This window comes from Roseburia sp. AF42-8, assembly GCF_003435965.1.
GTDB classification, from domain to species: Bacteria; Bacillota; Clostridia; order Lachnospirales; family Lachnospiraceae; genus Roseburia_C; species Roseburia_C amylophila.
The window spans coordinates 12632-25496 of record NZ_QTVB01000005.1 but is presented as its reverse complement, the minus strand read 5'-3'; the positions used below and the strand labels follow the sequence as shown (position 1 = coordinate 25496).

Here is a 12865-nt window from a genome sequence, read left to right as displayed (position 1 = left end):
AAAGGTTGTCTGGCAAGGAAAAGGGATTAGATGATAATCCCTTTTTTTCTATATTCGGTTGGTGTGATTTTCAGATTTTTCTTAAATAATCTTATAAAATGTTCCGTTGTATCATAGCCCACCTGGGAAGCAATATCTGCAACCGTAAGATTAGTATCAGAAAGAAGTACCTGGGCTTTTTCAATCCGGACCTGCTGTAACAGCTGGGTAAAGGTTTTCCCGGTAGTGCTTTTAAAAAGTCTTGAAACATGTTCAGGTGTATAGTGAAATTTTTCGGCAACCTGCTCTAATGTAACCGTTGCATAATTTTCCTGGATGAATTGAAGCAGGGCAAAACGCTGCACATCAGATTTACGGTTGAAAGTAGGAAGCTCGGAACTTTTTTCATAATTCCGGATTAAAAGACCAAAAGTTATCATCAGTGTGTAGGAAATCATCTGATCCCAGTAAAGGGAGCGGTTCAGAGATTCCCAGTACATCCAGAGAAAGCCAGAACGTATTTCATTATCATTGCCGGTGTGAAATACAATATAATCGTTGCCGTTTTCGGAATAGATATTATTTAAAAAGAAAGCGGACAGGATGTTTGGTGAATTTAAAAAATTGAAAAAGATATTATGTAAAGTGCTTTTTCGAATCAAAATATTTAAGATAACGCTGTTGTCATCGAAGACACTGACGGAATGTTTGATGCCGGGTGGAATAATACAAAGGTCTCCGGTGCGCAGTGTGAGCTGACTGTCACTGATTTTCTGGGAACAGCTTCCGTCATAGACATATAAGAGTTCAAAGAAAGTGTGGTCGTGAGTAAGTGCTGGAGAGTAACGGTTATGTCTGGTTACAGTAATAGAAACGTGGTTTCCTGCATCAAAAAAGAAATTATCTTCAAAGCGTGGAGGAATGGTTTCTTTGATTTCCGGAACCAGCAGATGCCGGCGCAGTACATCATCTATATTGATAGTACTTAAGAATTCCTGCAGGGAATACTCCTGCTGTTTGGCATAATAATATTTTTTGTAAAACTGCTCATCTTCATTCAATTTATATACTACTGTTCTTAACGCTTCATAATCCATAATGGAATCCTCCAATTTAAATATCAAAAATAGTCAATAACAACATAAAGAAAATGATATATCTATCAAAAAAAGTAAATAGAATTGGTTGTTACAAACAATTGGAAAACCACTTGAATAGATTATAATAGATTTAACAACAAAAGAAAAGTGATTTTCACAAAAACAATGATTACAGAGAAGGGGCATATGGATGAAGCAGGAAATCTTAGTAAAAGTAGAACATATGAATAAAAGATTTGGCTCTACCGTTGCATTAAAGGATGTTTCAATAGAGGTTTGTTCAGGCAGAGTTCTCGGACTTATTGGAGAGAATGGTTCTGGTAAATCAACAGTTACATCTATTATTGCAGGAATGCAGAACGCAGACAGCGGTACGATGACATATCATGACAAAGAATGGAAGCCGGAATCAATGCTGTATTCGTTGGAACATGGAATTGGAATGATTGTCCAGGAAACTGGAACAGTGCCGGGAATTACAGTAGCAGAGAATATATTCCTTGGCGAGACAAAGTTCTTTAAGAGTTTTGGCGAAAAGCATAAATGGGGACCGGTTAAAAGGAAGCTGTTAAATCAGAAAGCACAGGAAGCCTTAGATGCAATCGGTGCCAGCCATATTCGTGCAGAACAGATGACGGCAAGCCTTGATTTACAGGAACGTAAGCTGATTGAGATAGCAAGAATTATGAATAAGCATCCGGAAGTGCTGGTAGTAGATGAGACTACAACTGCATTGTCACAGAAGGGAAGAGAGATTATCTACAATATTATGGAACAGATGAAAAAAGAAAACAAAGCGGTGGTTTTCATCTCCCATGATTTGGAAGAGATTATGGAAAAATGCGATGCATTGACGGTTCTTCGTGATGGAAATATTATAGTTACTTTTGATAAGAGCGAATTTGATGAAGACAAAATAAAATCAAGTATGATTGGAAGGCAGCTGGAAGGCGACTATTATCGAAGTGATTATGATGGAAGCTGCGAAGATGAAGTTGTCTTAGAAATGAAAGATGTAAATCTGACTGGCAAACTGATTGATTTTAATCTGCAATTGCATAAAGGAGAAATTCTTGGAATCGGAGGACTTTCGCACTGTGGAATGCATACACTTGGCAAAGTCATGTTTGGAAATAAAAAGCCGGAGTCTGGTGAAATAAGAATTAAAGGAAAGAAATTGAAAAACGAAGCCGATGCAATGAAGCATATGGTTGGATATGTGGCAAAAGACAGAGACACTGAGTCGCTATGCCTGAATGCCAGCATCAAAGATAATATTGCTGTTGGCGGACTGGACCAGTTTACAACTGGTGGATTCCTGATTTTCCCGTGGAATGAAAAGAAATATGTTCAGAAACAGGTGGAAACATTAAGCATTAAATGTGCAGGAATAAATCAGTATGTTTCGGCATTATCCGGTGGAAATAAACAGAAGGTTGTATTTGGAAAATGGATTGGACGAGGCAGTGATGTATTGATTCTGGACTGCCCGACGCGAGGCGTTGATATTGGTGTGAAGCAGGCGATGTATCAATTGATGTACCAGATGAAAAAAGAAGGAAAATCAATTGTTATCATTTCAGAGGAATTAACAGAACTGATCGGTATGTCAGACCGTCTGATGATTATGAAGGATGGAAAGATTATGCATGAATTTCCAAGAAGTGAATCGCTTTCAGAAGCAGATGCGATTCAGTACATGATATAGGAGGCGGATGAAATGAAAACAAAGAATTTAAGAAAAAATGTTATGCTCCTTGCCCCTTTATTTGGTCTTGTAGCATTGCTGGTTGCTTTCTTTATCATTGGAACATCTAAAAATATAAATGTTGCATATGGAATGAAAAGTATTATCAACCAGTCAGTTGTGGTTGCAGTAGTAGCAACAGGTGCAATCTTTATTTATACCCTTGGTTCCTTTGATATCAGTCTTGGAGCATCTGTAGCAGTAAGCGCACTGGTAGGTGGGATTGTTTATAACAAAACAGAGAGCCTGGTAATAATGTTTGCAGCTTGCCTTGGAGTGGCGGTCTTTATAGGACTATTTAACTCAGTGCTGGCATCTATTTTTAACCTCCCTGTTTTCGTAACAACGATTGCAATGCTAAGTGTATTGAATGCACTGGTACTGGTTCTGATTAAGATGAATGGAACAGGTTCTGAAATAAGAGTGCCAATGATGGCGGTCAGTAGGCTGAATACAACACAGTTTAAAATATTCGTATTAGCTGCATTTTTCTTAGTATGTTTACTGGTATTCTCTTTTACTAAAGTAGGAAGAATGCAGAAATTCCAGGGCGGAAATCCAATTTGTGCAAAATTAAGCGGTATTTCTGTAAAGAAAATGTCGATTATAGCATTTATCATGTCTGGAATAGGAGTTGGACTTGGCGCATGTCTTTCCATTGTCTATGCTCCGACTTTAACGAGAAATACTGCATCCAGTGTAGGAATGGATGTCATCATAGCGATTGTATTTGGTGGTATGCCGGTATCAGGTGGCGCAAGAAGTAAAATTTATGCAGCAGTAATCGGAGCTTTTTCCATGACATTGCTCAGTCAGATTATGGTGATGTTTAATCTGAATTCCGGAATTGGACAGATGGTAAAAGCAGCAATATTTATATTGGTAGTATTCCTGGCAACCAGTGACCAGAGAGGAAAGATGTTACCAAGATAATATCCATATGGTATTAAGTGATAGTCACTTTATACATAAACATGTAATGTACAGGAGGAAAGAACATGAAAAAAATTCTAGCAATGTTGCTGGCAACGGTCATGGTAGTAGGATGCTTTACCGGATGCGGAAGCGACAAGAAGAATGACAGTTCTGAAGTGGTAAGTACAGAACAGTCAGGCAGCAAAGAAGAGACACCAGAACTTGATATGAGTGAAACCGTTAAAATGGGTATTCTTGTATCAGATGCAACAAGTGCAGAGGCATTGGCATTCCGGACATACTATACAGAGTATATTCAGAAACAGTACAATGTTGAGCTTATTTATTCTGATGAATTAAAGGATGCAGCAGGGGAAACATCAGCAATTGATACTTTTATTACAAATAATTGTAAAGCAATTATTTCATTCTCATCCTTTGACCGTGCAGCTCAGATTGAACAGTGTGAAGCAGCAGGTGTGTATTATGCAGTTGCAACAGGAACTTTAACAGATGAAGAATATGAGACTTATAAGGGATATGAGCATTATGTAGGTGCAATCGGACCATCTCTTGAAGTAGAATATCAGACTGGTTATGATATGGCAAATTACTATCTGGAGCAGGGTAAGAAAAACTTTGCTATCTTCGGTGGAGCAATTCCATATTATACAGATATGCATATTTATCGTGCAGCAGGTATGATTGCAGCTATGGTAGATGCAGGTGGAGCAGATGCTAATTACAAAGGTGCTACAGATGAAGCTGGAATTATTGGACAGATTTATGCAGATGGACAGATTGAAACCGGAGCAATTGGTGATGTAAATATCGTTGGTTATGTAGGCGGATATGACATGGATGATGCATGGTTTGGAAAATGTGCTCAGATGGCACAGACTCCTGACCTAGAGGCTATCTTAGCTGTTGGAAATGGTTCTGACTTCTTTGGAACAGCAATTGAAGGCACAGATGTTAAGATTGCCAGCGTAGATGCTTATGCAGAAAGCTATGGTACTGCAATGGATGGTGGAATGCTTGATTACCTTGCAGGTAAGTTCTCAGCAAGTATCGGACCTATCTTTATTGCAACTTATCGTGCAGTACTTGGAAGCCCGATCCGTACAGAAGATGGAAATGCTTTAGCTCTCAGCCAGGGTTACTGGGTTGCAACTTCACCAGAAGAGTTCTCTGAGTACTATGCAGTAGACAGCTCTGTAGACAGCCCTGCATATACAAAAGGTATGTTAGATGGACTTCTTACAGCAGATTATGCATCATTTGAAAAATTTGTAAGTGCTTATGGATTTAAAGATATCCAGGAAGAAGCAAAATAAGTAACATATTAATAAAATTTTTGTTCTGCTCCGGAATTCTCCGGAGCAGAATTTAGAAAAGACATGAGGGAAAATAACATGAAAAGTAAAGGAAGAAATAGTATTTTAAAAAAGATAATTGGAACTTTGTGTATTCCGGTAGTGACACTGCTCGTAATGATACTCTTATGTCAGAGGAATGGTGTTGTATTTTTTGAATCAGAAGGAAACTGGATTTTGTTTTTCCGGGCAACAGCAACAGTAATGTTAACGACATTTGCTCTTTCATTGAATCTGAATTCCGGAAGATTTGATTTCTCAATCGGAGCAATTTCGTTATTGTCATCAGTAATCAGTGCATCAATTTGTTCATCCCATGGACTTTCAACACCATATATGCTCGTGATTTCTATTGTATCCGGAGCATTGCTTGGACTGATATCCGGAGCAATTTATGTAATTGTAAAATTACCACCGATTATTGTGTCACTGGGAGTAACACTGTTTTACGAAGGAATGGCATTCGCACTTACCGATGGTTATGGCGTGTCATTTGTAGCAAATAAAGAATTAACAAGTTTTCCAGGTGTTTTGAATTATGTACTTGTAATTGTAATTGGACTCGTTTTATTTATTGCGATTTTTGATTATACACAATTTGGTTATGAATATAAGTCACTATTATCCGGACAGAAGGTTTCTGTTAATACAGGAATTCATGAAGTATCCAATGCAGTAATCTGTTATACCATTGCAGGCGGCTTCATGGATGTAGTTGGATTTATTAGTGCTTCAAATACAGGAAATATTCAGATGTCTTTAAACTTTGGCTCAATTGGAGTAATGTTTACAGCTTTCTTACCGATGTTTATCGGTGGATTTATCGGACGGTTCTGCAATGAAAAAATTGGTTATCTGTTAGGAGCAGTAACAACAGCATTCATATCATTGATGTATGCAAGATTAAATGTAGATGCATCCATTCAGCAGATTGTTACTGCAGTTATCCTGGTATTGTTCCTGATTTATCTGAATAACGAGAATAAGGTAATTGAGCTTGTAATGCTGAAGAAACAGTTGAAGAAAAAAAGACAAGAGGATAATTAGATGAAATATAAAGGAATCATTTTTGATTTGGACGGAGTAATCTGCTTTACCGATAAGTATCATTATCTGGCATGGAAGAGACTGGCAGATAAACTGGGAATATATTTTGATGAAACCATAAACAACCGGTTAAGAGGCGTAAGCCGGATGGAAAGCCTTGAGATTATTTTAGAGAAAAGTACAAAGAAATATTCCAAAGAAGAGAAAGAAGATTTCGCAGAGCAGAAAAATAAGATGTATGTGGAATTGCTGGAAGACATGACACCGGCTGATTTGCCAAAAGAAGTAAAAACAACCTTAGATGATTTAAGGAAACAGGGAGTTTTACTGGCAATTGGTTCATCCAGTAAAAATGCAAAGAGAATATTAAAACATTTAGGATTAGAAAATTATTTCGATGCCATCAGTGATGGAACGAATATTACAAAATCAAAACCTGATCCGGAGGTATTTTTGAAAGCAGCAGAATACCTGCAGTTAGAACCACAGGAGTGTCTTGTTGTAGAAGATGCGGTGGCAGGGATAAAAGCAGCTACAGCTGGAGGCTTTGATAGTGCAGGATTGGGTGAAGCATCCGAATGTGAAATGACAACATATCCATTGAGCGGTTTTGCTGAACTGAGAAATATTAATTAAGAAAAGGAGCAGCCGTGGCTGCTCTTTTTGTGCCTTAAATGAAAGGAAAAAGAGATGAATTATAAAGAAAAACCATTTTATTTAGATGATGTAGACATTGCCTGGGTAGAAAATACGCTGGAAAATATGAGCCTGGAAGAAATGATAGGACAGTTGTTCTGCCCGATTGGATATTCAACGGATCCGGAGTATCTGAATATGTTATTACATTTCCATATCGGCGGATTATTTTTCCGGGATGGTGTGGCAGAAGAGATGCAAAGTACATTTACCTATGCGCAGGAGCACACAAAGATTCCGCTTCTGATTCCATCAAATTTAGAAGCGGGAGGAGATGGAGCGGCTACCAATGGAACTGCATATGGAAAACAGATGGCATGTGCAGCTGCAAATGATCCGGTATATGCATATCGTCTGGGAAAGATTGCCTGCTCAGAAGGAAGTGCATTAGGAATTAACTGGGCTTTTGCACCGGTAGTTGACATAGATAGAAATTATCATAATCCAATTACCAATGTCAGAACATATGGCGATGATCCGGAGAAGGTTTATGCCTATGCAAGGGAGTATCTTCGTGCAGCAGATGAATGCAATATGGCAGTCTCAATTAAGCATTTCCCGGGAGATGGTGTGGATGAAAGAGACCAGCATCTTTTGACATCGGTAAATAGTCTTAGCATGGAAGAATGGGATAAATCCTATGGAAGTATTTATCAGCGGCTGATTGACGATGGTGCCAAAACTGTTATGGCAGGGCATATTGCAATGCCAGCGTATCAGGAACATTTTAATCCACAGTTAAAGGGCAAGATTGTTCCGGCTTCTCTTTCCAGAGAGCTTTTGGTGAATTTGCTTCGGGACAAATTAGGATTTAACGGACTTGTCATTACAGATGCAACACCGATGGTCGGATTTACGGCAGCCGGTAAACGAAGTGAAACGGTACCAATGGCAATAGAAAATGGCTGTGACATGATTTTATTCAATAAAGATTTAAAAGAAGATTATCAGTTTATGCTAGATGGTTATAAGAATGGTCTGTTATCCCGTGAAAGATTACTGGATGCAAACAGACGCATACTGGCATTAAAGGCTTCTTTAAGATTACATGAAAAGAAGATAAAAAGACAGCTGGTTCCTGGAAAGGAAGCATTAAAAAACTTACGCACCACGGAGCATATACAGTGGGCAAAAGAGCTGGCAGACCAGTCTGTTACACTGGTGAAAGATATTGCAGAGAATCTTCCAATCAGTCCGAAGAAGACACCGCGTATTTTGCTGGAAATTTTAGGACATTTTCCGTCCAATGAAAGAGTAGTCGGAAAAGTAAAAGAAGAACTGGAAAAGAGAAATTTCCAGGTATTCCTCTATGAGAAGGAAGATTTCGAAAAGGGTGTAGATAATGTAACAGCTTTTAAAGATAAGTATGACATGGTAATTTACATCGGAAATGTGGAAAATGCCAGCAATCAGACCACCAACCGGTTAAACTGGTATACCTTCTGGGGACAGGGAAATAATGTTCCGTGGTTTGCAGAAGAAGTACCGGTAATTTTTATCAGTGTAGCCAATCCATATCATTTACTGGATGTGCCAATGATAAAAACGTATATTAACTGTTACTCCAATAATGATTATGTATTAGAGGCAGTAATAGCAAAGATTACCGGAGAAAGCAGCTTTAAAGGAGTAAGTCCGGTAGATCCATTCTGTGGACGAATCGAACTTTCCTACTAAAAGAATAACGAGACATAAGGGAGAACCGGTTATATGTATATCAGCAGATTAAGAGTAAATCATAAAAAAAATCCATTAGGTTTTAATTTGGCAAAAATCCATTTGTCCTGGGAAGTAAAGGATGTCTGTGGAAAATGGGCCGTGGAAACAAGAATTATAGTATCAGAGAGCAGCAATATGGAAAAGCTGGTATATGATTCCGGAGTACAGAAGAATTATCATGAGAACCAGATGCTGGTTTCCTTCGACTTAAAACCAAGAACCAGATATTACTGGCAGGTAGAAGTTAAAGATGACAAGGGAGACTGCGCAAAAAGTAATCCGGCATGGTTTGAAACGGGAAAACTGCAGGAAAGCTGGACCGCAAAATGGATTGGAACAGAAGAAAATGAAAAGAGAATGCCTCTTTTATATAAAGAGTTTGAATTAAAAGAGAAACCGGAGTCTGTCAGATGGCATGTATGTGGTCTGGGATTATATGAAGCATATGTCAATGAAAAGAAGGCGGGCAGAGAATTTCTAATGCCGGGTTATCATTGCTATGACAGCTTTTTAGAATATCAGACACTGGATGTTACAGAACTGTTATCTCAGGGAAAGAATAAAATTGCGGTTCTGTTAGGCGAAGGCTGGTATAAAGGAAGATTTGGATTTGATGGTGATTACAGAAATCTATATGGTAATCAGAAGAAGTGCATTGGAGAATTACATATACGATATGCCAATGGACAGGAAGAATGTATTGTAACAGACAGCAGCTGGAAGGCAGAAGAAAGCAGCATATGTGAAAATGGAATCTATGATGGAGAACATATTGATGAGACATTAGAACACAAAATGCTTTCCGTGGAGGAAATAGAAGAAACAAGACCACTTGTGGAACGATTTAATCCAAGAATTCATAAAGTAGAAGAATTTCAACCGGTATCAGTAAAACAGGAAGATGAAGCACTTTTGCTGGATTTTGGGGAAACAGTCACCGGTTGGGTAGAAATAACTGGTGCATTTGAAACAGGTCAGAAAGTTATGATGCAGTATGGAGAAGTTCTGCAAAAGGGCAGATTTTACAGGGATAATCTCCGTACTGCCAAAGCAGAATTTACATATGTATCGAAGGGAAAAGGAGAAACCATACGTCCTCATTTTACCTATTATGGATTTCGCTATGTGAAGATAAAAGGTCTGAATCCGGAAAAAGAATATAAATTTATTGCTTATCGTATTATGTCTGATATTGAGAGAACCGGCTGGGTGGCAACAGATCATGATAAGGTAAATCATTTATTAGAAAATACACTGCGTTCCCAGAAATGTAATTTTCTGGATATTCCAACGGATTGTCCGCAGCGTGATGAACGAATGGGCTGGACAGGTGATGCGGGAATTTTTGCATCCACAGCATGTTTTCATATGGATAGCGGAAGTTTCTTTCATCACTATATGAAAAATATGCAGGCTGAGCAGGAAAAATGTAATGGAGCTATTCCGTTCTTTGTTCCAAGACCAAAGGTAAAAAAAGAAGAACATACGAATCCTTTCTATCTGGATTCCGGAGCGGCAGTATGGGGAGATGCAGCAACGCTGATTCCATGGAGACTCTATCAGTTTTATGGAGATAAGGCAATGTTAGAGGAGCAGTATCCTGTTATGAAAGCCTGGGTGGATTACGAATATGAGAGAACAAAAGAGAATGAGATTCCGTATCTGTGGCAGAATGACAGGCAGCTGGGAGACTGGCTGGCATTAGACAATGGAAATATCAATAATCCGATTGGAAAGACAGACAGTGGCTTTATCGCATCCGTTTACCATTATTGGTCAACCAAAATGGTGAAAGAAGCGGCAGAAAGTCTAGGATTAGAGGAAAGTAAAGTATATGCAGAGAGAGAAAAAGAGATTCGGAATGCAATTTTAAATTATTACTTTCCAGATAAAAAGTTTTGCTTGGAATACACACAAACCGCTTGTGCACTTTTGCTTTATTTAAAACTTTATCCAGAGGGAGAAAGAGAAGTTATAACGGCAAAACTGGCAGAGTTACTTAAGAAAAATAATGGACATTTAAATACAGGTTTTGTTGGAACACCAATTCTGTGCATGGCTTTGTCAGAGAATGGACAAAATCAGCTTGCTTATGACCTGCTTTTAAACGAGGACTATCCAGGATGGCTGCATGAGGTGAACCTTGGTGCAACAACGGTATGGGAACGATGGAATTCATTGGAAGAGGATGGAAGTATCAGCGGAACCGGTATGAACAGCTTAAACCATTATGCATATGGAAGCATTGCAGAATGGATATACAGATACATGTGTGGTCTGAATCCGTCTATAGGAGAGGCGGTAAAGATGACCATATATCCGATGCCAGATCAAAGATTTAAAAAAGCAGAGGGAAGCTGGAGAAGTGTATTTGGTAAATATGTCTGTGCATGGAACTGGAAGAGTGAGCAGGAAGTAGTCTGTAACATAGAAGTTCCATTTAATGCAAATGCGAGATTTATTTTGCCGGATGGAACGGAAGAGATATTAGACTGCGGAAAATATGAAAAAATTTTAAACATGCGTCCTTAGAGAAGGTGTAAATATGAAGAAAACAATAAAAAAAGAATTTCTATTTATGGCAATTGGTTTATTTCTGGTAATGGTAATTGGAATTACGGTAATTATCGGAGAGGTAACAAAAATTGAACAGGCAGAGCAGCTTGTTACGGATGGCTATATTTCCATGGAGAAATATTATGGAAGAGTGGAAAAGAAAATTGAAACCTGTCAGAAATATGCCAATATTTTAACCGCACTCAGTGATGAAGACATGCTGATTGCCGGGGATATCAGTGGAAATATGGAAACAGAGGAAGAAGCCATTGCCCAGTATCTCACGGAAATGGAAAAGCTGACCAAAGATATTTCAGAGCAGAGTTTAAGCGACAGTTTTATGACTTACAGCAGTGTAAATAAAGAACTGATGGAGCAATTGAAAGAATGCAGACAGGCAAGAGATGATGGAGATATTGCAAAAGCAAAATCCATCATTGGAGGTAGTGCATTAGAAAAAATACAGGCGCGGGAGTCGGCATGCAATGATTTTCAGGAAAAGTTAGATGAGAATGTAAAACGCAGTTCACAGAATATGAAAGCCCGGACCCAAAAAACTTATCTTATCAGTGTAACAATCGGCATATGTTTTCTGATTATCTGCTTAGTTACATACATACTGGTGAATAAGGCGATTATTCAGCCACTCAAAAAAGCAAGTTTACAGTTAAACCAGATGGTAGAGGATATCCAGAATGGAAATGGAGATTTAAGCATCCGGATTCCGGTAAAAAGGATGGATGAGATAGGACAACTGGTTACAGGAGTAAATCTTTTTGTAGAAAAATTACAAAATATCATGAAGCAGTTAAAAGATGGTTCATCCGATATGGACGAAGTTGCAGATAAAATGAACAGGCAGGCTGGAAATATCGGAGAAGAGACCATGAATATGTCAGCTGTAATTGAAGAGTTATCTGCAGGAATCATGGAAATTAATGACCGTTCCGGACAGGTTAGTGAACGGGTTGGAAAAATAGTAGAAAATGTCAGAGATATATCAGAGGAAACCGGAAATGGAGTTCAATTCGTAGATGAAATGCGTGAACGGGCAGATTATATCGAGAAAAAAACAGCAGAAAGCAAAAAGGAAACCAATGATATGATTGGCAGTTTAGGACATAGCATTGCGGACAGCTTAAAAGGAAGCAAAAAAATCTATGAAATAGGAAATCTGACAGAACAGATTCTTGGAATTGCAGAACAGACTAATCTTTTGGCTTTGAATGCTGCAATAGAGGCTGCAAGAGTAGGAGAAGCGGGAAAAGGATTTGCAGTAGTAGCATCTGAAATCAGGGAACTGGCAGATAATAGCCGGGAGACGATGGGTGAGATACAGACAATTAATATGTCTGTGACCACAGCAGTCAGCACACTGATTGAACAGGTGGAAAAAATGATGGAGTTCTTAAATCAGAACATATTGCAGGATTATAATGGTTTTGAAATGATGGCTTCCCGCTACCGCCAGGATGCAGACTATATGGGAGATTTTTGCGGAACAATCAATCATAATGTGCAGGATATGTATCAGGCAATGGATGAAATGAAAGAAAACATGGATACCATAGCAACGTCTATCGATGAAAGCTCGGAAGGGTTACAGGTCTTCGCAGGAAGTGTCGAGGATTTGGCAAAAGCAGTAGAAGATATCAAAGAGCAGTCATATGTAAATCAGACCGTATCAAATGGACTTAAAGGAGAGACAGAAAGGTTTATTAATATATAGT

Annotated in this window: 9 protein-coding genes; 8 read left to right on the top strand and 1 reads right to left on the bottom strand. The window is 38.5% G+C overall.

The genetic code is table 11. From position 1 onward, the window contains the following. Positions 1–26: 26 nt before the first annotated feature. Positions 27–1076, bottom strand: coding sequence for an AraC family transcriptional regulator (locus tag DW059_RS03345; RefSeq protein ID WP_117697687.1), 1050 nt, complete (start codon positions 1074–1076; stop codon positions 27–29). 193 nt (positions 1077–1269) lie between these two features. On the opposite strand from DW059_RS03345, the gene DW059_RS03340 reads away from it, so the two are divergent. The 8 genes from DW059_RS03340 (at position 1270) to DW059_RS03305 (ending at position 12864) form a co-directional block, all read left to right on the top strand. Continuing rightward, on the top strand, positions 1270–2787 hold the full coding sequence (locus DW059_RS03340; protein ID WP_022242956.1) for a sugar ABC transporter ATP-binding protein: 1518 nt from the start codon (positions 1270–1272) through the stop codon (positions 2785–2787). Between the two features lie 12 nt (positions 2788–2799). Continuing rightward, complete coding sequence (locus tag DW059_RS03335; protein ID WP_242986078.1) at positions 2800–3759, top strand: ABC transporter permease; 960 nt, start codon at positions 2800–2802, stop codon at positions 3757–3759. 65 nt (positions 3760–3824) lie between these two features. Beyond that, the gene (locus tag DW059_RS03330) at positions 3825–5078 is read left to right on the top strand and encodes a sugar ABC transporter substrate-binding protein (RefSeq protein WP_117697685.1); all 1254 of its coding nucleotides are present in this window, start codon (positions 3825–3827) and stop codon (positions 5076–5078) included. Between the two features lie 78 nt (positions 5079–5156). Further along, positions 5157–6164, top strand: a complete 1008-nt coding sequence (locus DW059_RS03325) for an ABC transporter permease (RefSeq protein ID WP_117697683.1) — start codon at positions 5157–5159, stop codon at positions 6162–6164. After that, a complete protein-coding gene (gene pgmB / locus DW059_RS03320; RefSeq protein ID WP_117697681.1) occupies positions 6165–6800 on the top strand; it encodes a beta-phosphoglucomutase in 636 nt (211 codons plus the stop codon). A gap of 54 nt (positions 6801–6854) precedes the next feature. Then, positions 6855–8537: a glycoside hydrolase family 3 protein gene (locus DW059_RS03315; RefSeq protein ID WP_117697679.1), complete on the top strand. Its 1683-nt coding sequence runs from the start codon at positions 6855–6857 to the stop codon at positions 8535–8537. 33 nt (positions 8538–8570) lie between these two features. Continuing rightward, positions 8571–11111: an alpha-L-rhamnosidase gene (locus DW059_RS03310; protein WP_117697677.1), complete on the top strand. Its 2541-nt coding sequence runs from the start codon at positions 8571–8573 to the stop codon at positions 11109–11111. A 13-nt stretch (positions 11112–11124) separates the two neighbouring features. Next, positions 11125–12864, top strand: coding sequence for a methyl-accepting chemotaxis protein (locus tag DW059_RS03305; protein ID WP_117697675.1), 1740 nt, complete (start codon positions 11125–11127; stop codon positions 12862–12864). Position 12865: the final 1 nt, after the last annotated feature.